The following is a 23,686-nucleotide window of genomic DNA, read 5'->3' as shown; positions in this document are numbered from 1 at the left end:
GTTCTGCGGGGCGTTTGCATCTGGCGGCGCCGCGGCGCGGCCATGTCGTTTTTGACCCAGAACATGTCGCGGAGCATAGGGGCGCGGCGCCATGGCTGTGGCACTAATCCGATCAGTTGGCCTGATGCGCGGGATAAGGAGTCGCTTGCCATGAAAACCCATGTGAAGGCCCTGGTGGTCGGAGGCGGCGCGGTCGGCTGCGCCGTGGCGCTGCATCTGGCGCGCGCCGGCTGGGACACGCTGCTGGTCGAACGCGACGAGCTGACGGCCGGCTCGACCTGGCACGCGGCGGGCCTGCTGCCGCTGTTCAACATGGGCTATGCGACCAGCCATATCCACGACTATTCGGTCAAGCTTTATGCCGGGCTGGAGGCCGAGACCGGGCTGAACGCGGGCTTTACCCGCTGCGGCAACCTACGCATGGCCCAGACCGATGCGCGGATGGACGAATACATGCTTTATTCCGCCACCGCCGAGACCATGGGGATCGAGCATGAGTTCCTGACGCCGGCGCAGATCAAGGACCGCTGGCCCTTGCTGCGCTGCGAGGATCTGAAGGGGGCGCTGTTCCATCCGACCGACGGCTATATCAACCCGGCCGACGTGACCCAGGCCATGGCGCGGGCCGCGCGCCTGGCTGGCGCCGCCATTGAGCGCAAGGTTCAGGTCAACGGCTATGCCTGGACCGGCGAGGAATGGATCGTCACCTGCGAGAAGATGGCCGAACGGGGCGGCAACCTGGTGCCGTCAGGCGAGGTGTTCGAGATCCGCGCCGAACATGTCGTGACCGCGACCGGCAACCATGCGCAGCGCACCGCCCGGCTGTTGGGCATCAAGATCCCGGCCATCCCGGTCGAGCACCAGTATATCGTCACCGAGCCCGACCCGGCGCTGGTCGCCTGGCGCGCCCAGGGCAACCCGGAACACCCGGTGCTGCGCGACGCCGACGCGAAATGGTATGTCCGCGAGGAACGCGGCGGCTGGATCCTGGGCCCCTATGAGCGCAATGCCCCGGCGCGCTTTCTCTACGACGTGCCGGAAAGTTTCCGCGCCGACCTGTTCCCGCTGGACCTGGAACGGATCGAGGAAGAATACATGTCGATGATCCACCGGATTCCCAGTTCGGAAACCGTGGGGCTCAAGGACGATTTCAACGGCCCGATCTGCTATACGCCCGACGGCAACCCGCTGGTCGGCCCGGCGCCCGGCCTGCGCAACATGTGGCTGGCCGAGGGTTTTTCCTTTGGCATCACCGCCGCCGGCGGCACCGGCCATTACCTGGCGCAGATGATGACCGAGGGCGAGGCCGAGATCGACATGGCCAGCCTCGACCCCCGCCGCTTCGGTGGCTGGATGACCACCGAATATGCCGCCCGCAAGAACGAAGAGGCTTACGAGCATGTCTTCGTCCTGCACCACCCGGACGAAGAGCGCGAAGCCTGCCGCCCGCTGCGCACCACCCCCGCCTATGACCGCCAGAAGGATGCCGGGGCGCAATTCGGCCAGGTGAACGGTTGGGAGCGGCCGAACTATTACGCGCCGGCCGGTTTCGACGACCATGCAAGCCGCAGTTTCCGCCGCGGCGGCTGGTGGCACTATGCCAGGGCCGAGGCTGAGGCGGTCCGGGGCGCCGCCGGGCTGATCGACGCCTCGGCCTTTGCCAAGCATCGCGTCCATGGTCCCGGCGCCACCGCCTTTCTGGACTGGTTCACCACCAACCGCCTGCCCAAGGTCGGCCGCATCAACCTGACCTATGCCCTGACCGAGACCGGCACCACGCGCACCGAATATACCATCGTGCGGCTGGCCGAGGACGATTATTACCTGATCTCGGCCGGGGCATGGGCGGATTACGACGGCGACCACCTGCGCCGGGCGGCCGAGGCGATGCAGGCCGAGTTCGGGCCGGTGATCGTGCAGGACATCACCACGCAATGGGGCGTTTTCGCCCTGGCCGGGCCGAACAGCCGCGCCATCCTGCGCGACCTGGTGCGCGACGCCGACCCCGACACGGTCCTGGGCAACAAGCGGTTTCCCTGGCTCTCGATGCGCCATATCGAACTGGGCATGTGCCCGGTCCGCGCCATCCGCGTCGCCTATACCGGCGAGCTGGGCTGGGAGCTGCATCACCCGATCGAGTTCGGCCGCTACCTGTGGGACCAACTGGTCGCGGCGGGCGAGAAGCACGGGCTGAAGCTGGTCGGCGCGCGGGCGCAGAACTGGCTGCGGCAAGAGAAAAGCTATCGCGCCTTCGGCACCGAGCTGGGCCGCGACGCGACGCCGCTTGAAGCCGGGCTGGACCGTTTCGTCGATCTGGACAAGGCGTTCAACGGCAAGCAGGCGATGCTGGCCAAGGGCATCCGCAGCAAATGCGTGACCTTGCTGATCGACGGGCCGGCGGACGCCGATCCCTGGGGCCGCGAGGCGCTATACCTGCCCGATGGCGCGGCCCGGATCGGGCGGCTGACCTCGGGCGGCTGGTCGGCGGCTTTCGACAAATCCATTGCCATGGGCTATGTCCGCCCCGACCTGGCCGCGCCGGGGACGCGGCTGAAAGTGCGGATGCAGCGCGAATTATGGGATGCCGAGGTCACGGTGGACAGCCCCTTTGACCCCGAAAATGCCCGTATTCGGGTGGATGGGTGAAACAGCCTATTGCGCGCCGCAATGCCGCGCCAACGGGGATCCGCGCCGGAAAGGGGGGCGGGAAAGGAAACTGTAACGAATTGTCTTGAATCTCTGCTTTGTCCCAGAGGTTCTCCGTGCTAGCAGGCATCCCCATTCCTCAAGCCAGTGAGTAACCAGTATGAAGATTTTCCAGGTCCTAGGCCTTTGCCTGCCGCTTGCCATCGCCGCCGGCCATGCCCAGGCACAGGACGACAGCCAGCAGGGCACGACGCTGCGCAACACCTTTTACATCGGGGCGGGCGCGGCCAATGACGATGGGCCGCTGGAAAATGACGATACGCCGTTCTCCTTCGGTTTCCTGCACCAGCGGCCGGACAGCAAATTGATCCTGGGCTTCGATATCGGCCGCGAAGGAACGATGCTCGATTCGACCTGGGGCATGGATGACCGGCCGAAGCAGGCGACCTCTTACAACTTCCTGATCGGCGGCAATCTGATGGATAACGGGCGTTTCCGGACCGATGCCGCCCTTTTGCTGGGGGTGCGCGAATCCTTTGCCGATTGCGCCGATTCCTACTTGGGTTTTCAGTGCTATGCCGATGAAGAACCCGACACCGACTATAAGGGCAATTTCGGCGCGGTCGTGACCCTGTCCGTGGACAAGTTCACCCTGGGCCTGCGGGCCACCGGCGAAAGCACCCAGATTTTGGCCGGGTTCCGTTTCTGACCCGCACCTGGTCCTGAACAGGCAGCGTCGCGCACGGATCCGCGGCGCCGCTTGTGCAGCCTTGGGCCGTCGCAGTCCGCCGCGTCGCATCCGATTTGCCAAGCCGGCGGGTGGCGGCCTTAGCGCCGCAGCCCGGCCAGGCGCCGCTCCAATTCGTCCCGCAGCGCCACCCGCTCTTCCGGTGACAGGAATGCGCCCAATTCGACCTCGCGCTGGCCGTCGGTCAGGACAAGGTAATCCTCGACCGGGCCGCCGGGGCGCAGGCCGACGCGCACCCAATAGGGGTTGGTCCGCCAGGTCCGGTCGGGCCGGCCCGGATCGCTGCGCAGCAGTTCCAGCCGATCCCGCGACAGCCACATGACCTCGTGCGGGGTGCCGTAGCTGCGGGCGATTCCCTGCCACAACCCCCAGACCGCCAGCAGCGCAAAGGGCAAAAGCCCCCAGACCACCGCCGAGCCAAGCAGGGCCAGAAGCGGCAGCGCCAATCCGCCGGCAGTCAGGCCGATCACCCAGACGAAACCCTGGCGCGACAGCGAGCGATGCGGCCAAAGCTTGAGCTGAAAACAGACGGCCCCGGATTCCTCCGGGGCCGTGTCGTGCCAGACATAAGGCATCTGCTTGATGCGCGATCAATGCGCCCGGACGTGGTCCCAGTCCTCGCGCTTGGGCAGCGTCTCGAACGTGTGTTCGGGCGGCGGCGAGGGCAGGGTCCATTCCAGCGTATCCGCGTGCTCGTTCCAGTAGTTCGGAACATTCACCCGCCGGCCCGCGAACAGCGTGTAGAACACGATGCCGATGAAGAACAGGAACGAGGCAAAGGAAAGATAGGCGCCAAGCGACGAGATATTGTTCCAATAGGCGAACTCGACCGGGTAGTCGATATAGCGGCGCGGCATGCCCTGGCGGCCCAGGAAGTGCTGCGGGAAGAAGATCAGGTTCGAGCCGATGAACATCATCCAGAAATGCAGCTTGCCGGCCCATTCCGGGTATTGCCGGCCCGACATCTTGCCGATCCAGTAATAGACCCCGGCGAAGATCGCAAAGACCGCGCCCAGGCTCATCACATAGTGGAAATGCGCCACGATATAATAGGTATCGTGATAGACCCGGTCCAAGGGCGCCTGGCTGACCACCACGCCGGTCACGCCGCCGACGGTGAACAGGAACAGGAAGCCAAAGGCCCAAAGCATCGGCGTCTTGAACTCGATCGAGCCGCCCCACATGGTGGCGATCCATGAAAAAACCTTGATGCCGGTGGGCACCGCGATGGTCATGGTGGCCAGCATGAAATAAGCCTGCTGGGTCAGCGACATGCCGGCCGTGTACATGTGGTGCGCCCAGACCACGAAGCCCAGGATGCCGATCGCGGCCATGGCCAGGACCATCGGCAGGTAGCCGAAGATCGGCTTCCTGGCGAAGGTCGAGATGACATGGCTGATGATGCCGAAACCCGGCAGGATGATCATGTAGACCTCGGGATGGCCGAAGAACCACAGGATATGCTGGTAAAGCACCGGGTCGCCGCCGCCGGCCGCGTCGAAGAACTGCGTGCCGAAGTTGCGGTCCATCAGCAGCATGGTGATGCCGCCCGCCAGCACCGGCAGCGACAGCAGGATCAGCCAGGCGGTGATGAAGACCGACCAGGCAAACAGCGGCACCTTGAACAAGGTCATGCCGGGCGCGCGCATGTTCAGGAAGGTGGTGATGATGTTGATCGCGCCCAGGATCGAACTGGCGCCCGAGACGTGGACGGCAAAGATCGCCAGGTCCATGGAATAGCCGGCCTCGGTGGTCGAGAGCGGCGGGTAAAGCACCCAGCCCACGCCCGAGCCCATTTGGTCGTTGCCGCCCGGCGCCAGAAGCGAGGCGATGCCCAGGGCGACGCCGCAGACATACATCCAGTAGGACAGGTTGTTCAGCCGCGGAAAGGCCATGTCCGGCGCGCCGAGATGCAGCGGCATGAAATAGTTGCCGAAACCGCCGAACAGTGCCGGGATGACGACGAAGAACATCATGAGCACCCCGTGATAGGTGATCATGACGTTCCACAGATGCCCGTTCGGCGTGCATTCCGCCGATGCATCGGCGATGAAGCGCGCGCCTTCCTGGCACATGTATTGGACGCCGGGATGCTGCAACTCCATCCGCATGTAAACGGTGAAGCATACCGAGATCAGGCCGACGATGCCGGCCGTGAACAGGTAAAGGATACCGATATCCTTGTGGTTTGTTGACATGAACCAGCGGGTGAAGAACCCGCGGGTGTCATGATGGTCACCGTGGCCGTGAACGGCTGCGTCTGCCATAAGTGGACTCCCTAGACATGCGGCTGGTCGGCGGCAAAGGCCGACGGACTCGCCTGTTTCTAGTCCACAATCCTATCCCTCGCAATGCGAAGAAGGGACTAAAAGCCGCACCCCTGCGCGCTTTTGCCGCAGGGGTGCGGCTGTCGCGGGCTTGCCGCCCGCGCAGGTCAGTTCGCTTCGGCTTCGGCCGGGGCGGCTTCGGCCTCTGCGCCCGCGTCGGGCGAGTGCTTGGCCAGGAACGCGGCCACGTCGGCCTGATTCTTGCCCAGCTTGAAGGTCATCTTGGTCTTGGCCGCCGAATCGCCGGTCTGTTCGACCAGCCAGGGCTTGGGATCGGTCATGTATTCGACCAGGGCTTCCTCGGTCCAAACCATGTCCGGGTTCTTTTCGGCCACTTCAAGAATGCCGTCGCCGTATTTGAAGCCTTCGACCGAGGCGATCTTGCGGCCCACGACGCCGTAAAGGTTCGGGCCGGTCTTGCCCCCCTTGACGACATTGGTGCCGTCAGGCGCCTGAACCATGTGGCAAGCCTTGCACTTGTTGAATTCCTTCTCTCCCTTGGTGGCGTCGCCAGCGTCCTGGGCCATGGCCGGCAGGGCGAGGGACAGGGAGGCGAGAGTGGCATAGATGCTGATCTTCATCGCGGTTCCTCTTGGGTATCGCTCTTTGCGCGGGGAACGGACCTCTCCGCTACCCGCGTAACAGGGCTATCATGCGTCCAGCCGTCCGAATACCGTAAAAAAGTCGCAGAGCAAAGCCCGGTGAATATGTCGCAACGCAGAAAAGCCGCGCAGTCAGCCGGGCAGGGGCGGGAAGTTGGCGGCGAAGTTCAGGCGCAGCGCCAGGTCCAGATCGGCCATGCCCACCGGCAGGCCCATGTCGACCAGGCTGGTGACGCCATGACCCTGGATGCCGCAGGGCACGATGCCGTCGTAATGGTCCAGGTCCGGCTCGACATTGATGGCAAGGCCGTGAAAGCTGACCCAGCGGCGCAGCTTGACGCCGATGGCGGCGATCTTGTCCTCGCGCATGGTGCCGTCGGGCAGGGGGGCCTTGTCGGGCCGGGCGATCCAGACGCCGACGCGGCCGTCGCGGATTTCGCCGCGCAGGTTGAATTCGGCCAGCGTGTCGATGACCCAGGATTCCAGCGCCCTGACAAAGGCGCGCACGTCGCGGCCGCGCCGGTTCAGGTCCAGCATGACATAGACCACGCGCTGTCCGGGGCCGTGATAGGTATATTGCCCGCCGCGCCCGGTCTGGTGCACCGCAAAGCGGGGGGCAAGCAGGTCCGCCGGCCTGGCCGAGGTGCCGGCGGTGTAGAGCGGCGGGTGTTCGACCAGCCAGACCAGCTCGTCCGCCCGGCCCTGGGCGATGGCGGCCGCGCGCGCCTCCATGAAGGCCGTGGCTTCCTGGTAGTCGGTCAGGCCGGGGGCGGTGATCCATTCGGTCATGGGCGCCAGATAGGACCGGACGGGCATCCTGGGCAAGGGCCGGTTTGCGTCGCGGGCGGCGGTGGGGGCTGTCTGCCCCCACACCCCCGAGGATATTTCCGCACGAAAGAAGGAAATGGCCGGGGCGGTCATGAATTCCGTGCAAGATCATTCTGCGGATGTTGAATTTCCCTAATCGGCGATCTGCGGCTATAGAACACATTCCATAAAGCGCGGACCGAACCATGACCTTGCCCCTTTCCCCCGTCTTCGACGCCCTGCGCGCGGCTGCGCGCGACCGCATCCTGATCCTGGACGGCGCGATGGGAACGCAGATCCAGCAGCTTGGCCTGGGCGAGGCGGATTTCGCCGGCCATGGCGCGGGCTGCGCCTGCGGCTGCCATCCGCCAGCGCCGGGGGAGCATCCGCAGCAGGGCAACAACGACCTGCTGAACCTGACCCAACCCCAGGCGATCGAAGAGATCCATTACCGCTATGCCAAGGCGGGGGCGGATATCGTCGAGACCAACACCTTTTCCTCGACCTCGATCGCGCAGGCCGATTACGGCATGGAGGCGGCGGTCCATGACCTGAATTTCCACGGCGCCCGCCTTGCGCGGCAGGCGCTGGACCGCGCCACGGCCGAAGACGGGCGGCTGCGCTGGGTCGCGGGCGCGCTGGGGCCGACCAACCGCACCGCATCCATCAGCCCCGACGTGAACAATCCAGGCTATCGCGCCGTCACCTTCGACGATCTGCGCATCGCCTATACCCAACAGCTTCGCGGGCTGATCGAGGGCGGCGCCGACCTGATCCTGATCGAGACCATTTTCGACACGCTGAACGCCAAGGCCGCGATCTTCGCCTGCGAGGAGGTGTTCGAGGAAAAGGGCCTGCGCCTGCCGGTGATGATTTCCGGCACCATCACCGACCTGTCGGGACGCACCCTGTCGGGCCAGACGCCGACCGCCTTTTGGCACTCCATGTCCCATGCCGCGCCGATCACCGTGGGCCTGAACTGCGCGCTTGGCGCCGCCGCCATGCGCCCGCACCTGGCCGAGCTTTCGACCGTCGCCGATACGCTGATCTGCGCCTATCCCAATGCCGGCCTGCCCAACGAGATGGGCCAATATGACGAATCGCCCGCCGATATGGCGGCGCAGGTCGCCGAGTTTGCCCGCGAGGGGTTGGTGAACGTGGTCGGCGGCTGCTGCGGTTCGACCCCGGACCATATCGCCGCCATCGCCCGCGCCGTGGCCGATCTGCCGCCGCGCCAGGTGCCGGAGATCGAGCCGCGCCTGCGCCTGTCGGGGCTGGAGCCTTTCGTCAAGACCGACGACATTCCCTTTGTCAACGTGGGCGAGCGCACCAACGTCACCGGCTCGGCGCGGTTTCGCAAGCTGATCACCAATGGCGACTATGCCGCAGCGCTGGACGTGGCCCGCGACCAGGTGGAAAACGGCGCCCAGATCATCGACGTCAACATGGACGAGGGGCTGATCGATTCGAAACAGGCGATGATCGACTATCTGAACCTGATCGCCGCCGAGCCCGACATCGCCCGCGTGCCGGTGATGATCGACAGCTCCAAATGGGAGGTGATCGAGGCCGGGCTGAAATGCGTGCAGGGCAAGGCCATCGTGAACTCGATCAGCCTAAAGGAGGGCGAGGAGAGCTTCCTGGCGCAGGCCCGGCTTTGCCGCCGCTATGGCGCGGCCGTGGTGGTCATGGCCTTCGACGAGACCGGCCAGGCCGATACCGAGAACCGCAAGGTCGAGATCTGCACCCGCGCCTATGAGCTTTTGGTGAACAAGGTCGGCTTCCCGCCCCAGGACATCATCTTTGACCCGAACGTCTTTGCCATCGCCACCGGCATCGAGGAGCATGACAATTACGGCGTCGATTTCATCGGCGCGACGCGGCGCATCATGCAAAGCCTGCCGCATGTGCATATCTCGGGGGGGGTGTCGAACCTTTCCTTCAGCTTCCGCGGCAACGAGCCGGTGCGCGAGGCGATGCATGCCGTGTTCCTGTATCACGCCATCCAGGCGGGCATGGACATGGGCATCGTCAACGCGGGCCAGCTTGCGGTCTATGACCAGATCGACGAGGGCCTGCGCGAAGCCTGCGAGGATGTGGTGCTGAACCGCCGGCCCGCCAATGGCGGCACCGCGACCGAAAACATGCTGGAGCTCGCCGAGCGCTTCCGCGGCGAAGGCGGGGCCAAGGCGCGCGAAAAGGACCTGACCTGGCGCACATGGCCGGTCGAGAAGCGGCTGGAACATGCGCTGGTCAACGGCATCACCGAATATATCGACCAGGATACCGAAGAGGCGCGGCTGGCCGCCACCCGCCCGCTGCACGTCATCGAGGGGCCGCTGATGGCTGGGATGAACGTGGTGGGCGACCTGTTCGGCTCGGGCAAGATGTTCTTGCCGCAGGTGGTGAAATCGGCCCGCGTGATGAAGCAGGCGGTGGCGCATCTTCTGCCCTTCATGGAAGCCGAAAAGGCCGCGGCGGGGGGCTTGGGCGGTTCCTCCAGCGCCGGCAAGGTGCTGATGGCGACGGTCAAGGGCGATGTCCACGACATCGGCAAGAACATCGTCGGCGTCGTGCTGGCCTGCAACAATTACGAGATCATCGACCTGGGGGTGATGGTCCCCGCGACCAGGATCCTGGAAACCGCCAAGGCCGAAAACGTGGACATCATCGGCCTGTCCGGCCTGATCACCCCGTCGCTGGACGAAATGGTGCATGTCGCCAGCGAGATGGAGCGCGAGGGCTTTGACATCCCGCTGCTGATCGGCGGCGCGACCACCTCGCGCGTGCATACCGCGGTCAAGATCCATCCGCGCTATGCCAAGGGCCAGGCGGTCTATGTCACCGACGCCAGCCGCGCGGTGGGCGTGGTGGGCAGCCTGCTGTCGGGTCAGAAAACCGCCTATGTCGAGAATGTCCGCAGCGAATACATGGAGGTCGCGAACAAGCACGCCCGCGCCGAGGCCGATAAGAAGCGCCTGCCGCTGGCCGTGGCCCGCGACAATGCCCTGCGCATCGACTGGTCGGAGTTCGAGGCCAGGACGCCCGCGTTCCTGGGGCCCCGCGTGATCGACGATTTCGACCTGGCCGAGATCGCGCGCTATATCGACTGGACCCCCTTCTTCCAGACCTGGGAGCTGAAGGGCGTCTATCCGCGCATCCTGGACGACGAAAAGCAGGGCGAGGTGGCGCGCCAGCTTTTCGCCGATGCGCAGGCCATGCTGGCGCGGATCATCGACGAGCAATGGTTCCGGCCGCGCGCGGTCATCGGCTTCTGGCCGGCGAACCGGGTCGGCGACGATATCCGGCTTTACACCGGCGAGGACCGGGGCGCGGAACTGGCCAGCCTGCACACGCTGCGCCAGCAGGTGACAAAGCGCGACGGCCGCCCGAACGTGGCGCTGGCCGATTTCGTGGCCCCCGAGGGGCGGCGGGACTATGTCGGCGGCTTCGTGGTTACGGCGGGCGGCGAAGAGCAGCAGATCGCCGACCGTTTCAAGGCCGCGCATGACGATTTCTCGGCCATCCTGGTGCAGGCCCTGGCCGACCGCTTTGCCGAGGCGCTGGCCGAGATGATGCACGAGCGGGTGCGCCGGCAATACTGGGGCTATGCCGATGAAAGCTTCACCCCTCAGGAGCTGATCGCCGAACCCTATGCCGGCATCCGCCCGGCCCCCGGCTATCCGGCCCAGCCCGACCATACCGAAAAGGTGACGCTGTTTGACCTGCTGGACGCGACCGCAGCGACGGGGGTGGAACTGACCGAGTCGATGGCGATGTGGCCCGGCGCCTCGGTCTCGGGGCTTTATATCGGCCATCCCGAGGCCTATTATTTCGGCGTCGCCAAGGTCGAACATGACCAGGTCCTGGACTATGCCGAACGCAAGGGGATGACCGTCGCCGAGGTCGAGCGCTGGCTGTCGCCGATCCTGAATTACACCCCCCAGGCGGCTGTCGCGGCCGAGTGAAAAGAAACGCGCGGCGGGCGAAAAATGCCCTTTTCATCCGCCGCGCAAGCGTCTATGAGACCCGAGCCTACGAAAGTGCGGTCGTGGCGGAATTGGTAGACGCGCAGCGTTGAGGTCGCTGTTCCTTAACCGGAGTGGAAGTTCGAGTCTTCTCGACCGCACCAACATCACGCCCGTGGCGATCCCCTAACTGCAAGTGAACCCGATATCCCAAGCCTTTTCGAGGCTGCGGGATTTGCGCGTCCCCCGGACCAATTCTATCCAGGCGCGGCAATGGCCGCGGATGGATAGATCCGATCACCCTTGAAGCATTGCTGCGCCGGCTTACGGCTCGGCCTGCGCGACGAGTTGCTGCAAGCCGACATAGGCCCCGGCGCAGATGGCCAGCAGCGTGACGGGCCCGGACCAGGACAGGGTTGCCGTCGCGGTCAGCCCCTGTCCGATGGTACAGCCGGCGGCGATCGCGCCCCCCGCGCCCATCAGCGCCGCGCCGCATAGCTGCCGGCCGAACTCGCGCACATCGTCGCAGGATTCCCAATAAAGCTCGCCGCGGAAAAAGCACACGATGAAAGCCCCAAGGATGGTGCCGAAAACCGCCCCTACGGAATAGCTGGGGACCGTTCCCGTCGAGGTCATCACATATAGGATGGTTCTGCCGACGGGGGCGGTAAAGGCCGGACCCTCGACATAAATCGCGGCGGCGCTGTTGTCGTGAATCACCGAGGTGCCGATCAGGCTGAGCGCGACCGCAAGCCCGACGCCGACCGAGCCGCAGATCGCGGCCGGCGAGCGTGAAATCGCCGGACGGGTAATGCCCCAAAGGATGAATGCAAGGCCAAGCAGAAGGCCCAGAAAATCCGCAGGCAACCCGGTCAGTTTCCCGACCGCGACCCCAAATCCGTTCGGCTCGGTTTCCTCCCATTGGGGAAAGATCGCTATCCGCAAAGGGGCCAGGGGTCCGGACAGGGTGACATAGGACGAAACTCCGATCACCCCCAGCAGGATGAAGGACCGGATATCGCCGCTTCCGGCCTTGACCGCGGCGCCGAAGCCGCAATTCCCGGCCAAGGCCATGCCATAACCAAAGACAAGGCCGCCGGATATGCTGGCGACGGGGTTCCAGATCACCGAATGATAAATCGTCCGCTGAAGATCGACAAAGCCGGCGCGGACACCGATCTGGGTTCCGACGATCGCCACGCCCAGCGCGACCGCCCAGATATGCAATCGGCGAAAGTCCCGGCCCAGCATTGCCGTTTCCAACGCGCCCAAAGAGCAGAAATCCGTGACGCGCGATGCGCCGCCCAGCAGGGCGCCGCATAACAGGCCAACCAGGGCAAGCTGCACCGCAACTTCGCCTTCTCCTCCCATCGTTTCCCCCCGTTTAACGTGTCCCGCCGAACGCCTGGTGCTGGTGGACCACAAACGCACGAAGCAGGTCGGCAATCCGCTTGTCGCCGATCGAATAATAGATGGTATGGCCTTCGCGGCGGGCGAGCACCAATTGATCCGCCTTGAGCCGGGCCAGGTGCTGGCTGACCACGGATTGTCTGGCGTCGATCAGGTTCTCAAGCTCCGACACGCTGCATTCGCGCACCGCCAGGTGGCACAGGATCCGAAGCCGCCCTTCGTGCCCCAGCGCCTTGAACACCCCGGCGGCCGACGAGACGGCGCGCTGCTGTTCGCGGGGAGTGGAAAACGGGTTCAGCACCAGCCGGTCCTCGCCCGCGGCCAGGACCAGATCCATCAACGTAAAGGGCGCGATTTGCTGCATTCGGCGGCCTCGGGTTCAGTGGCTGGGCCCGCAGCAAGACGCTGCAACATTATCTGCAATGTCGCATGAGACCCGCCTTGGTCGCAACCCCGCAATACGGCACGAAAACAATTGATAAACGTAAATGCGTATTATCGAAACTATAACATCACGTTTTTTTAATATTAATTGTTGCGCGATTTTAGATGTCATCCTATGGTCTGATTCGTGGCGGCCAAACCAACCGTTCACGGGCCGGCATCGGCAGAAGCAGTAACCTGAGATTCCTGTATAGACCGGGTGTTCATCCCGGATATCGTTTCGCGGCGTGTGGCTACATCGCAGCGGCTTATCAATCCAGATGATATCGGAACGGCGGCCATTGGCCGTTGTGCTTTCCGGGCTTGCGCCCGGAATACCGAAAGGGGGGAGTGAAATGCATGATAAACATCCGACCGGAGTTGATAAAACTCCGGCGCCTGTAGGGACGCGGTTTCTTTCGCGAGCCGGGGTCGTTGCGGCTTTTGTCGGAATGACCATGGCGCTGCCGGTCTATGCTGCCGGGGATGACGGTTCATTTCCGGCGGCCGAGGAAGTCGGCGGCGAGGTATTCCCAGCGGGCCTTCAGCCGGGCGACGAATTTCCCATGGACGTGCAGCTTTTCGATCTTGAGGGAAAGGAACTGACGCTGGGCGACATTGCATCGGGCAAGCCCACGCTGCTGACCTTTTTCATCAGCGCGGCGCCCGCCTCGGTTGCCGAATTGAGCAATATCGAGAAGTTTGCCGCCGGCAAGGATTTGAACATCGTCTTTGCCAATTCGGATTCCGTCGGTACTGCCTTGCTTGGCGGTCCCGAGGCGCAAATTCCCGAAACGGTGCGCACCGTCAATATCATCAAGGCCGAAGAGAAACTTGATACGCCGATGTATGTGGCGCCAAACAACGTCTTCACGCCCGAAGGCCTGTCGAACCGGCTTGGTTTCCGGGGCCTGCCGACATCGTACCTGATCGACGCAGAAGGAAAGGTCGTTCGGACCTTTGTCGGACAGCGGGATTGGATGGACGGCGATCTCGAACTTATCAGCGCAGCACAACAGGGAAACTGATACCATGATCAACAGGCGCAATTATCTTCGTGGATCTTTGGCCGCGGGTGCCGGTCTTGTCATGGGCGGCGGGGTCGCCGGCAAGGCGCTGTCGGCGGTGCATGACGCGACCGGAGAGGGCACCTATGAACTGTTCAAGAAGTTCAAGGGCAACGTCCTGCTGCTGCCGGGCAAGTATAGCGGCACGGTATCCGCGCTTGACCTGAGCGTGCCGGAAACGCTGGCGTGGTATAACTACGGCCGCGCGGGCGTCGACCTGCCCATTCCGCACCATATCGCGGCCATGCCGTCGGCGGACCCCTATAAGGGCTTCGATTTCTACCAGACGATGCAGCCTCCGGGCGCGCCCTATGTCAACGAGAACTCGCCCGAATGGCGCGACCGCGGCGATTTCAAGATGTACAAGATGCGCTATGACGGGTCGGGGACGCAGAACTCGATCTCGGTCGTCAACGACATCTCGGCGACCACGGGAATGGCGCTTGGCGTGCACGTCTCGATCGGGGTGGGGCCGAACGCTGAAAAATACGTGGCCTTTGCCGATGGGCAGAAGGACATGGTGCTGATCACCACCATCGACGACGATCCCAAGATCGTCAAAGCGTTCCGCGCCGACTATGATCCGAACGCGCGCGAGTTGACGATCCAGCATATCTTCCCTGACGCATCGACCGGGCGCTTCGACTATGAAGGCCGCAAGGGGATGAAGACCAGCCACGAGGCGATGCTGGGCGAAGAGCTGATGCCGGCCGATCCCACGGCGGTGTTCGTCGATGCCTGGACCTGGCACCCCAAGCTTCCGCTGGGGGCGATCCTGATCCGTCGGCACGGGTGCTGCGTCATCGTCAACACCGAGACATGGGAGCCGCTGGCCCTGCTTTCGACCGCCAAGGGCGCGCCGGACCATTTCGAACTGGTGCGCCAGCAGGGGACAAGCTGGACCTATTCGATCCCCTCGGTGCTGACGCCGCTGCACGAGGCGGGCTTCATCACCTCGGGCGAATTCTTCCTGGCCTGCAACAACGTGCTGCAAAACAATATCGCGGTATACCGCTCGGAAGACCCGGACCCGATGAAATGGAAGAAAGAGGCCTTTGTCGAAGGCTTCGGCGACAAATACCTGCCCTTGCACATGGGCAACGTCCCGGATTCGCGATGGGTGTTCTTTACCATCTGGGCGCGCAAGCCCAATAACGGCTTCATCTGCAAGGTCGATCCAAAGACCTGGAAGGTCGTCGCCCAATGGGACACGGGGCCGGACCCGCATACATGCGACTGCACGACGGACGGAAAATACATCACGACGGTATATTCCGGAAACCAGTCGGGCCAGTCGGGTCTGGTGGTGATTGACGCGGATACCGACGAGATCGTGGCCCGGCTTCCAAGCCCCGCCGGCCACCACGACCACGTGGTCGTCCCCGAAAGCTGGGAGGGGCTCAAGGCCTCGCGCAGCACTTCGGTCTGACGAAAGAGCGCCGCCGGCCGCGTCCTCCCTTTGGCGTCCGGCGGCGCCCATCCTATCCCACAGGAGCTAGTTCCATGATCCGCTTTCACGCTGGCCGCCTTGCCGCGGCAGCCCTGCTGGCTGCCTTTGCCGGTGCGATCCTGCCGGTGGCCGCCCATGCCCATGGCGACGAATCCCACGAGACCGCCGCCGGTCCCAACGGCGGGCTTTTCGCAAGCGCCGGTGACTACCATGTCGAGCTTCTGGCCTCTGACGGCGCGATCACCGTCTGGCTGACCGATATGGGCGGCGAGCCGGTTTCCACCGAAGGGATGGCCGCCACGGTCGCGCTGTATCGCGCGGAGGAGCGCGTCGATCTGGGGCTTGCACCGGCCGGCGGGCACAGCCTGGCGGTCGAGGACCCGCGCATTCAGCCCGCCGAGGGGGGGCGGCTGGTGCTTCAGGCCACCGCGCCGGACGGCGAGCCGATCGAGGCGCGTTTCGACCTTGGATCGCACGGGCACTGACATGCTGGGATGCAGAGCCGTCAGGACGCCCCCATCGCGCGCCTTTCAATGGCGGGACCTGGTGCCGCTTGCTTGCATCGCAAGCGCCGCCACGGTCTGGGGCGTATTGGCCGGCGGCGACGCGGCCGCGGGCGAAGCAGAGGTGCAGCGCCTGCGCGACCAGCAGGTCTGCCGCGGCTGCGATCTGGCCGGGGCCGATCTGACCGCCATCAGCATGATGCATGTCGATCTGCGCGACGCCGATCTTGGCGGCGCGCGGCTTTCCGGTGTCAGCCTGATCGGAAGCGACCTTAGCAATGCCCGCCTTGTCGGGGCCGATCTGTCGGGGGCGACCCTGGGCGGCGTCATTCTGACCGGGGCCGACCTGACCGACGCCCGGCTGTCTGGGGCGGTGCTGATCATGGCCCGGCTGGGAAATGCGCGGCTGGACGGCGCGGACATGTCGGACATCCATGCCGCCAATGCGGATTTCGAAGGTGCCTCGCTGCGCGATGCGCGGATGAATGGCGCCGATCTTTATGCCGCCAACCTGTTCTTTTCCGACCTGTCCGGCGCCGATTTGACCGGCGCCGACCTGAACGCCGCGACCTTGGACAATTCCGAGCTGGACGGCGTGATCACCGATGACAGCACCACCTGCCCGGATCTTTCCGCCGGGCCGTGCTGGCCCTAACCCAAGGAGGCAAGCGCCCGTGCCCGTTCCGCACCCGAACGATTTTCGCCCCGGTCCGTCCGCCGCCGGCTTGCGCCTTGGACGGCGTGGCTTTCTGCAACTGGTTGGCCTGGCCGCAGCGGTGGGACCGACCCTTGTCGGGCGCGCCCATGCCCAGGCGGCCGGCGCGGCCGCACCCCGGATGATGGACGATGGCAACCTGGCGTTGACCACCGGCTTCGTTTTTCCAGACGCGCCGCCGGACGCGCTGGCCGCGGCTTTCGATTCGGCGGACCCGGACCTGCCGCTTGCCGTGCCCTGCACGGTGCCGGTGCTGCGCCTGGGCGACCGGACCATCCTTTTCGACGCCGGCTCCGGCCCGATGTTCATGGACAGTGCCGGCAGGCTGGCGGCCTCGCTCGAGGCGGCCGGCATTTCACCGGCCGATGTCACCGATGTCATCTTTACCCATTTTCACCCCGATCACCTTTGGGGCGTGACCGATGATTTCGACGAGCTGACCTTTCCCGAAGCCCACTATCACATGGCCCAGGCCGAGTTCGATTTCTGGATGGCAGAGGATGCCGTGTCGAATGTGGACGCGGGGATGGAGACCTTTGTCGCCGGGGCCAGGTCGCGCCTGCCGCGCCTGGCCGAGCGCGGGCGTTTCTTCAAGGACGGCGACGAGCCGCTGCCCGGCATCGAGGTCGCCGCCACGCCGGGGCATTCGCCGGGGCATTGCAGCTTTCTGCTGCATCTGGGCGGCGATCCGCTGTTGATCACCGGGGACGTGTTCTCGCACCCGCTGACCATCGCCCATCCGCAATGGCGCTGGGGCACGGACCAGGATCACGACGCGGCGGCGGCGCAGCGGCACCGCATGATCGACCGGGCGATTTCGGAAAAACTGCGCCTTGCGGTCTTTCACATGCCCGCTCCGGGGCTTGGCCGGATCGAGCGCGGCGCCGAGGGCGCCCGCTGGGTGGTCGAGCCATGACCTGCCGGCGCTGGCTTCCGGCCGGTCTGGCCGCCCTGGTCCTGGGCCTGTCGCCGCTGGAAACCGCGGCGCATTCCGATGCCTCGTCCTTCAGCGGAACGGCAGGGGTTCACGATCACCCCGTCGAGACGATGGAGGACATCGTCCGCTATCCCGCCAGGGTGATCGTCGATCCGCGCAAGGTCGTGAACGTGACCATGCGGGTCAATGCGCGCATCACGGAAGTGACCAGCGGCGCGGTCGGCAGCCGGGTCCGGGCCGGCGACATTCTGGCCCATTTCACCAGCGCCGAGCTGAAGACCCTTCAGACCAGCTATATCGAATCCTGGCGGGCGCGCGACCTGATGCTGGCCGCCTCGGTCACGGCGCAGGCGAAATTGCTCGAGGCGCGGATGAATCTGCAATGGCGGGGCCTGTCCGAATCCGACATCGACCAGATCGAACTGACCCGGCGTCCGGTCGAGCAGATTGCGCTGGTCGCACCTGCCGACGGCTATCTGACGCAGGTGAATATCGGCACCAACAGCATCGTGAACGCCGGCACCCGCGCCGGGCTTTTCACCGCCGCCGGAACGCCGGTGTTCCAGATCGCCGACCTGGGGGCCAAGCTGATCCTTGCCGAACTTCCGGCCGAGGTGGCGGCCGGGATCGCGCCGGGCGATGAATTGCGGCTGATGGCGCCGGGGGCGTCGATCCCTGAACAGGCCGCCGCGCGGGTCGAAGCGGTGCTGCCCGTCGTTCCGGCGGGGCGGCCCTGGACCCGCACCGTCCGGCTTGTTCCCGGCGACGAGGTCGCGCGCCTGCTTCGTCCCGGACAGGCCGTGACCGTCCTGCCCCCGGACGCATCCGCACCGCATGAGGAGCATTCCCATGACTGACCGGCGGTTCATCCTGGGGGGCATCGGCCTGGCGCTGGCGCTGGCGGTTGCGGCATCGGCCGGACCGGCGGCGGCGCAGGCTTCGTCCTTTATCGTCTCGCGCGCGGTGTCGACGGCGCCGCCCGATCACCGCGTCCCGGCCTTTGGGCGGGTGATCCTGGACCCGCAGGGCCAGCTGGACATCAACGCCGCGATCAGCGGCCAGGTTGCCGAGGTGCTGGTCCTGCCCGGCAGCGCCGTCGCCAAGGGCGACCCGATCGCGACCGTCACCAGCCCCGATTTCGTCTTTACCCAGCGCAGCTATCTGGCACTGCTGGAAAATGACGAACAGCTCGAGATCCTGCGCGGCGAGGGGAACCTGCCGAACTATCTCAGCGATGCGCGCGACAACCTGCGCTGGTGGGGCATGACCGAGGCGCAGATCGACCGGCTGGTCCAGGAACGCAGGACCGTTGACCGCCTGAACCTGCTTGCGCCCGAGGACGGCATCATTACCGAGGTTCTGGTCCAGCCCGGCGACATGATCGACGCGGGCGACCGCACCATGCAGAATTTCATCGTGCTGGGGCGCGCCGTCGCGCGCATGCAGCGCGCGGCCACGCCGCTTGTGCTGGAGGTGGCGGTGTTTCCCGACCTGGACCTGGGCCCCGCCGACAGCCTGGTCGTGGTATCCGGTCCCGAAGGTGCGGCCGAGGATGCCGCGACCCCGCCCGGCGGCGGGCTGGTGGGCGATGATGACGAGCCCTCCCAACCGCCGGCGCCGTCTTCTGCCACAGGTGGGGCGTTGATGGACGGTTTCAACGCCCCGGTCGGCGCGCCGCCACCGCCCGCCGCGGATGCCACGATCACCGCGCGCCCACAGGCGCCCGGCGAGGACGCAGCAGGCGACGCGACAGCGGCGCAAACCCCGTCTGGTTCGGCACCGGCGGGGGACCACGCCGTTGCCGGCGCCGACCGGATCGCGCAGGCGGACGGACCGCCCGAGGCCGGCCCAGACGACCATGCCGCCGGAGCGGAGGACATGCCCGCGCCCGATGTCCGGGTCCGCCTGCCTTTCGGCGCCAAGGATGGCGGTCCGCTTACCTTGCCCGCGGCCCTTGTCGCGCCCGCCATCGACGCGGCAACGCAGCAGGCGACGGGGCTTGTCAGCCTTGACGGCGTGGCGGGCGATTTTCATCTGGGCCAGGTCCTGCCGGTCCAGATCGTCTGGCCGGCGTCGCCCGGCGTCTGGCTTCCCGCCGATGCCGTCTTGCGCCAGGATATCGACCCCGTCGCCTATGTCGACCTGGGCGAGGGGCGCTATGCCCGGCGAAAGCTGACCGTCCTTGAGCGCGCGGACGGCTGGTTCCGCGTCGAGGACGTCGCCGCCGACGCCAAGGTGGTCGTGCGCGGCAAGTCCTTGATCGAGGGCCAGTATCGCCGGACCGCCGGCGGCACCCGCGACCCCGACGATCACGACCACCACCATTAGCGCCGGGAAAGGGCCGCCACCATGTTCGACAGGATTATCCGGGCTTCGCTGCGCTTCCGCTTTACGGTGATCGTGCTTTATGCGGCGCTGATGATCGTGGCGGCCGCGGTGTTGCCGCGGATGCCGGTGGACGTGTTCCCGGAATTCGCGCCGCCCCAGATCCAGGTCCAGACCGAGGCCCCCGGCTTTCCCTCGGAAGACGTCGAGACGCTTGTCACCCGCCCGATCGAGACGGCCTTGCAAGGCATGCCGCTGGTCGAACAGCTACGCTCGGTGTCCAGCGTGGGGCTGTCGCGGGTGACGATCGTGTTCAAGCCGGGCATCGACATCTACGACGCGCGGATGCTGACGCAGGAACGGCTTCAGACCGCGATGACCCAATTGCCCGACGGGGTCGACCCCCCGCGGATGATGCCCATGACCTCGGCGGTAAGCTGGCTACAGAAATTCGCGCTGGTCGACTGGTCGCAGAACCCCGACCCGCTGCGGCTGCGCGCGCTTGCCGACTGGGATTTCCGCAACGCGCTGCTGGCGCAGCCGGGCGTGGCCGAAGTCGTGGCGCAAGGCGGCGGCGTCAAGCAATACCAGGTGCTTGTCGATGTCACGAAACTGCGCCGCTATGATTTGTCCTTCGACGATGTGGTGGCCGCCGCGCGCCAGGCGAACCTGATCCTGCCCGGAGCGTTCCTGGAGCCGTCGCGGGACGAGGAATATTTCCTGCGCGTGGACGGCCGCGCCCGCACCCCCGAAGAGATCGGCCGCACCCAGATCGCGCTGCGCGACGGCGTCCCCTTGTTGCTGGCCGATGTGGCCCAGGTCGTCAACGGGCCGGAAATCAAGCGCGGCGATGCGCAGATGGCGGGCGGCAGCGCGGTCATCGGCACGGTTTCCAAGCTGTGGGGCGCCGACACGCTGGACACCAGCCGCGCGGTGCAGTCGGCGCTGGACCGCCTGGCCCAGACGCTTCCGCCCGACATCCAGCTCATCCCCAACGTGTTCCGGCAGGCAAGCTCGATCGAGCGGTCCATCGAAAACCTGCGCGGCGCGATGATCGAGGCGGTGATCATCGTGGCGCTGATCCTTGCGCTGCTGATCGGGCGCTGGCGGCCGACCGTCATCAGCCTTGTCGCCATTCCGATCTCGCTGACCGTCGGCGCGCTGATCCTGTGGATGCTGGGGATCGGCATCAACGCCCTGACCCTGGGCGGGCTTATCTTCGCCGTCGGAGAGGTGGTGGACGACGCGATCATCGACGTCGAAAACATCATGCGCCGCGCGCGCGAGACGCGCAGCCAGGGCCAGCGGGTCCCCCTGCTGCAAACCGTGTTCGAAGGCAGTTCCGAAATCCGCAATTCCGTCGTCTTCGCCACCGGGATCGTGATCATCGCCTTTGTCCCGATCTTCTTTCTGTCGGAAATCGAGGGGCGGCTTTTCGCGCCCATGGCCATCGCCTATATCGCCGCGGTCCTGGGCTCGCTGTTCGTCGCGCTGTCGCTGGTGCCGGTGCTTAGCTATTTCGCCCTGCGCCGGGGCGGGGGGCGGGACCTGGAACCCAGCCGCGCGGCGCTGTGGCTGCATCGCGGCTATGGCCGGCTGATCGGCCGGGTGGTGGACCATGGCCGGCCGGCGATCATCCTCAGCCTGGCGGGGACCGTGGTCGCGGCGCTGCTTCTGGTCACGGCGGCGCGCGAATTCCTGCCCCAGCAGGCCGAAGGCAACGTCATCATCGCCACCACCGCCATGCCGGGCACCTCGCTGGCCGAGAACATGCGCCTGGGCACCCAGATCGAACGCATCGTGTCGGCGGTGCCGGGCGTCGTCAGCGTCAGCCAGCGGGCCGGCCGCTCGCGCCTGGACGAGGACGCCCAGCCGGTCAACTTTGCCGAATTCGACGTGACGCTTGATCCCGAACTGCGCGACGCCGCGGGCGCCATCGAACAGATCCGCACCGCGCTGGCGGATGTGCCCGGCGTGGCGGTGAACGTGTCGCAGTTCATCACCCACCGGATGCAGGAAATCCTGTCCGGCGTCCGCGCCCAGGTGGTGATCAAGGTCTTTGGCGCCGACCTGGCGACGCTGGAACATCTTCAGGGCGACATCATCCAGGCGGTGTCCGGGATTCCGGGCATCGTCGATTTGCAGCCCGAACCGCTGCTGCTGATCCCCGGATACGACATCCGGGTGGACCGGGCCAATGCCGCGGTCTACGGGCTGTCGCCGGGCGAGATCGTCCGCCAGGTCGGCCAGGCGCTGAACGGCATCGCGGTGTCGAAGGTGGTCGAGGGCGACCGCAGCTTCGACCTGGTGGTGCGCGGCGACGAAGCCTCGCGCAACACCGTCGAGGCCATCGCCAGGATGCCGCTGCGCAGCAGCGCCGGCGCCACGGTCCCGGTTTCGGCGGTGGCCAGCATCGCGCCGACCCAGGACCGCTATCAGATCGCGCATGAGGACGGGCAGCGCCGGGCGGTGGTGCAGTGGAACACCACCGGCGACCTGGGCCGGGTGATCGCCGCGGCCGAGGCCGCGATTGCCGAACAGGTCGCGCTGCCGCCGGGTTATCGCCTGGTCTTTGACGGCGACTGGGTCGGCCAGCAGCGGGCCTCGGCCAACCTGGCCTGGTCGGGAACGCTCAGCATCCTGATGATCCTGCTGCTTCTGGGCCTGGCCTTCCGCACGCCGGCCTTTGCGGCGCTGGTGGCGCTGAACGTGCCCTTTGCCCTGCTGGGCGGCGCGCTGGTGCTGCGGCTGGGCGGCGAAAGCCTGAACGTCGCCTCGACCGTCGGGCTGATCGCGCTGGCCGGGGTCGCGGCGCGCAACGGCATCCTGTTGCTGTCGCGCTACGAGGTTCTTGAAAGCGACACGTCGCTGTCGCCGCGCGAGATCGCGTTGCAGGGCGCGCGCGACCGGCTGTTGCCCATCGTGATGACGGCGCTGACTACGGCAATCGCGGTGATCCCGCTTATGCTCGGCGACCCGGTCGGCAAGGAATACCAGCGCGCCATCGCCCTGGTGCTGTTCGGCGGCATGATGAGTTCGCTGGTCCTGAACCTGCTGCTGGTGCCGCCGCTCTACCTAGCCTTGCGCCGCCGGATCCCGGTTTCGCAAACCCAAACCCCACCGCTTACCGCCTGATCGCGGGCGCACAAGAAAGGAAGCAGCATGTCGAACGCATCCATCCGCCACGGCGCCATCGCCCTTGCGATGCTCATGTCGGGCCCGGCCCTGGCCCATTCGACCGGATGGCATGCGGCGCTGCACGATGCCGCAGGCGCCCAGATGGGCAGCATCCATGCCGGCGAAATGCCCGCGGGCGGCGTCCATCTGCTGATCGAGCTGACCGACATGAAGCCGGGGGTGCGCGCCATCCACATCCACGAGACCGGCGATTGTTCGGCCGAAGGCTTCGTATCCGCCGGCGCGCATATGCCCGCGGCGACGGACGGCCCCGAACAGGCCTCTCATGCGTCCCACCAGCACGATCACGGGGCGCATGGCGGTGCTGCGGGCGATCTGCCGAACCTGCATGTCCCCGAAACCGGGACGCTGACGGTCGAATATTTCGTGCCCGGCCTTAGCCCCGCGATGCTGTCCGACGAAAACGGCGCCTCGGTCATCATCCATGCCGGGGCGGACGATTACAGCGGCGTGGCAGAACGCCAAGGGGGCGCGCGCGAGGTTTGCGGCGTGTTCGAACCCCACTGAATCGCGCCCTGCGACTGCGGCGCGGCCCATTTGCCTTTCAATTCAGGAGTGCG

At 65.8% G+C, this 23,686-nt stretch carries 18 protein-coding genes and 1 tRNA gene; 13 read left to right on the top strand and 6 right to left on the bottom strand.

Translation table 11 applies throughout. The features are described 5' to 3' along the window. Positions 1-150 precede the first annotated feature (150 nt). The gene (locus tag F3H32_RS02570; RefSeq protein ID WP_149764126.1) at positions 151-2,646 is read left to right on the top strand and encodes a GcvT family protein; all 2,496 of its coding nucleotides are present in this window, start codon (positions 151-153) and stop codon (positions 2,644-2,646) included. 160 nt (positions 2,647-2,806) lie between these two features. Beyond that, complete coding sequence (locus tag F3H32_RS02565) at positions 2,807-3,355, top strand: hypothetical protein (RefSeq protein ID WP_149764124.1); 549 nt, start codon at positions 2,807-2,809, stop codon at positions 3,353-3,355. Positions 3,356-3,474: 119 nt separating this feature from the next. Here F3H32_RS02565 and F3H32_RS02560 read toward each other — a convergent pair whose 3' ends face one another. The 4 genes from F3H32_RS02560 to lipB all read right to left on the bottom strand — a co-directional run bounded on the left by F3H32_RS02560 (position 3,475) and on the right by lipB (position 7,112). Continuing rightward, complete coding sequence (locus tag F3H32_RS02560) at positions 3,475-3,969, bottom strand: DUF2244 domain-containing protein (protein ID WP_149764122.1); 495 nt, start codon at positions 3,967-3,969, stop codon at positions 3,475-3,477. Between the two features lie 15 nt (positions 3,970-3,984). Then, positions 3,985-5,661, bottom strand: coding sequence for a cytochrome c oxidase subunit I (locus tag F3H32_RS02555; protein WP_149764119.1), 1,677 nt, complete (start codon positions 5,659-5,661; stop codon positions 3,985-3,987). A 167-nt stretch (positions 5,662-5,828) separates the two neighbouring features. Continuing rightward, positions 5,829-6,302 (bottom strand): c-type cytochrome, encoded by a 474-nt coding sequence (locus F3H32_RS02550; protein ID WP_149764117.1) that lies wholly within the window; start codon positions 6,300-6,302, stop codon positions 5,829-5,831. 153 nt (positions 6,303-6,455) lie between these two features. Then, positions 6,456-7,112 carry a lipoyl(octanoyl) transferase LipB gene (lipB, locus tag F3H32_RS02545; RefSeq protein WP_149764115.1) on the bottom strand — a complete coding sequence of 219 codons (657 nt, stop codon included), beginning with the start codon at positions 7,110-7,112 and terminating at the stop codon, positions 6,456-6,458. 224 nt (positions 7,113-7,336) lie between these two features. Between lipB and metH the strand changes: the two genes are divergently transcribed. Next, positions 7,337-11,098, top strand: coding sequence for a methionine synthase (gene metH, locus F3H32_RS02540; RefSeq protein ID WP_149764113.1), 3,762 nt, complete (start codon positions 7,337-7,339; stop codon positions 11,096-11,098). Positions 11,099-11,175: 77 nt separating this feature from the next. Continuing rightward, a tRNA-Leu gene (locus tag F3H32_RS02535) sits at positions 11,176-11,262 on the top strand. Between the two features lie 160 nt (positions 11,263-11,422). On the opposite strand, the gene F3H32_RS02530 is transcribed toward F3H32_RS02535, so the two are convergent. Beyond that, positions 11,423-12,469, bottom strand: coding sequence for a YeeE/YedE family protein (locus F3H32_RS02530; RefSeq protein ID WP_149764111.1), 1,047 nt, complete (start codon positions 12,467-12,469; stop codon positions 11,423-11,425). A gap of 13 nt (positions 12,470-12,482) precedes the next feature. Then, positions 12,483-12,845 (bottom strand): ArsR/SmtB family transcription factor, encoded by a 363-nt coding sequence (locus F3H32_RS02525; RefSeq protein WP_149764109.1) that lies wholly within the window; start codon positions 12,843-12,845, stop codon positions 12,483-12,485. Positions 12,846-13,287: 442 nt separating this feature from the next. Here F3H32_RS02525 and F3H32_RS02520 point away from each other — a divergent pair, with 442 nt between their 5' ends. The 9 genes from F3H32_RS02520 to F3H32_RS02480 all read left to right on the top strand — a co-directional run bounded on the left by F3H32_RS02520 (position 13,288) and on the right by F3H32_RS02480 (position 23,633). Beyond that, positions 13,288-13,959 (top strand): TlpA family protein disulfide reductase, encoded by a 672-nt coding sequence (locus F3H32_RS02520; protein WP_223191324.1) that lies wholly within the window; start codon positions 13,288-13,290, stop codon positions 13,957-13,959. Positions 13,960-13,996: 37 nt separating this feature from the next. Further along, a complete protein-coding gene (locus F3H32_RS02515; protein WP_223191323.1) occupies positions 13,997-15,427 on the top strand; it encodes a hypothetical protein in 1,431 nt (476 codons plus the stop codon). Positions 15,428-15,501: 74 nt separating this feature from the next. After that, the gene (locus tag F3H32_RS02510) at positions 15,502-15,933 is read left to right on the top strand and encodes a hypothetical protein (protein WP_149764103.1); all 432 of its coding nucleotides are present in this window, start codon (positions 15,502-15,504) and stop codon (positions 15,931-15,933) included. Position 15,934: 1 nt separating this feature from the next. Beyond that, entirely contained in the window at positions 15,935-16,606 is a 672-nt protein-coding gene (locus F3H32_RS02505; RefSeq protein WP_149764101.1) for a pentapeptide repeat-containing protein, read from the top strand. Between the two features lie 121 nt (positions 16,607-16,727). Further along, on the top strand, positions 16,728-17,582 hold the full coding sequence (locus F3H32_RS02500; protein WP_188128569.1) for an MBL fold metallo-hydrolase: 855 nt from the start codon (positions 16,728-16,730) through the stop codon (positions 17,580-17,582). Then, entirely contained in the window at positions 17,579-18,460 is an 882-nt protein-coding gene (locus F3H32_RS02495) for an efflux RND transporter periplasmic adaptor subunit (RefSeq protein WP_188128568.1), read from the top strand. The genes F3H32_RS02500 and F3H32_RS02495 overlap by 4 nt, the downstream gene beginning before the upstream one ends. After that, complete coding sequence (locus tag F3H32_RS02490; protein WP_188128567.1) at positions 18,453-19,931, top strand: efflux RND transporter periplasmic adaptor subunit; 1,479 nt, start codon at positions 18,453-18,455, stop codon at positions 19,929-19,931. Before F3H32_RS02495 ends, F3H32_RS02490 begins: the two co-directional genes overlap by 8 nt. Before the next feature lie 21 nt (positions 19,932-19,952). Next, complete coding sequence (locus F3H32_RS02485; RefSeq protein WP_149764093.1) at positions 19,953-23,063, top strand: efflux RND transporter permease subunit; 3,111 nt, start codon at positions 19,953-19,955, stop codon at positions 23,061-23,063. A gap of 27 nt (positions 23,064-23,090) precedes the next feature. Next, on the top strand, positions 23,091-23,633 hold the full coding sequence (locus tag F3H32_RS02480; RefSeq protein ID WP_149764091.1) for a superoxide dismutase family protein: 543 nt from the start codon (positions 23,091-23,093) through the stop codon (positions 23,631-23,633). The last annotated feature ends 53 nt before the right edge of the window (positions 23,634-23,686 follow it).

This window comes from Paracoccus thiocyanatus, from assembly GCF_900156255.1.
Taxonomy (GTDB): domain Bacteria; phylum Pseudomonadota; class Alphaproteobacteria; order Rhodobacterales; family Rhodobacteraceae; genus Paracoccus; species Paracoccus thiocyanatus.
This window is presented reverse-complemented; position numbering and strand designations above follow the sequence as displayed.

Coding starts and splice junctions, on each gene's coding strand:
- F3H32_RS02570 (WP_149764126.1), top strand. CDS start 151: ATGAAAACCCATGTGAAGGCCCTGGTGGTCGGAGGCGGCGCGGTCGGC.
- F3H32_RS02565 (WP_149764124.1), top strand. CDS start 2,807: ATGAAGATTTTCCAGGTCCTAGGCCTTTGCCTGCCGCTTGCCATCGCC.
- F3H32_RS02560 (WP_149764122.1), bottom strand. CDS start 3,969: ATGCCTTATGTCTGGCACGACACGGCCCCGGAGGAATCCGGGGCCGTC.
- F3H32_RS02555 (WP_149764119.1), bottom strand. CDS start 5,661: ATGGCAGACGCAGCCGTTCACGGCCACGGTGACCATCATGACACCCGC.
- F3H32_RS02550 (WP_149764117.1), bottom strand. CDS start 6,302: ATGAAGATCAGCATCTATGCCACTCTCGCCTCCCTGTCCCTCGCCCTG.
- lipB (WP_149764115.1), bottom strand. CDS start 7,112: ATGACCGAATGGATCACCGCCCCCGGCCTGACCGACTACCAGGAAGCC.
- metH (WP_149764113.1), top strand. CDS start 7,337: ATGACCTTGCCCCTTTCCCCCGTCTTCGACGCCCTGCGCGCGGCTGCG.
- F3H32_RS02530 (WP_149764111.1), bottom strand. CDS start 12,469: ATGGGAGGAGAAGGCGAAGTTGCGGTGCAGCTTGCCCTGGTTGGCCTG.
- F3H32_RS02525 (WP_149764109.1), bottom strand. CDS start 12,845: ATGGATCTGGTCCTGGCCGCGGGCGAGGACCGGCTGGTGCTGAACCCG.
- F3H32_RS02520 (WP_223191324.1), top strand. CDS start 13,288: ATGCATGATAAACATCCGACCGGAGTTGATAAAACTCCGGCGCCTGTA.
- F3H32_RS02510 (WP_149764103.1), top strand. CDS start 15,502: ATGATCCGCTTTCACGCTGGCCGCCTTGCCGCGGCAGCCCTGCTGGCT.
- F3H32_RS02505 (WP_149764101.1), top strand. CDS start 15,935: ATGCTGGGATGCAGAGCCGTCAGGACGCCCCCATCGCGCGCCTTTCAA.
- F3H32_RS02495 (WP_188128568.1), top strand. CDS start 17,579: ATGACCTGCCGGCGCTGGCTTCCGGCCGGTCTGGCCGCCCTGGTCCTG.
- F3H32_RS02490 (WP_188128567.1), top strand. CDS start 18,453: ATGACTGACCGGCGGTTCATCCTGGGGGGCATCGGCCTGGCGCTGGCG.
- F3H32_RS02485 (WP_149764093.1), top strand. CDS start 19,953: ATGTTCGACAGGATTATCCGGGCTTCGCTGCGCTTCCGCTTTACGGTG.
- F3H32_RS02480 (WP_149764091.1), top strand. CDS start 23,091: ATGTCGAACGCATCCATCCGCCACGGCGCCATCGCCCTTGCGATGCTC.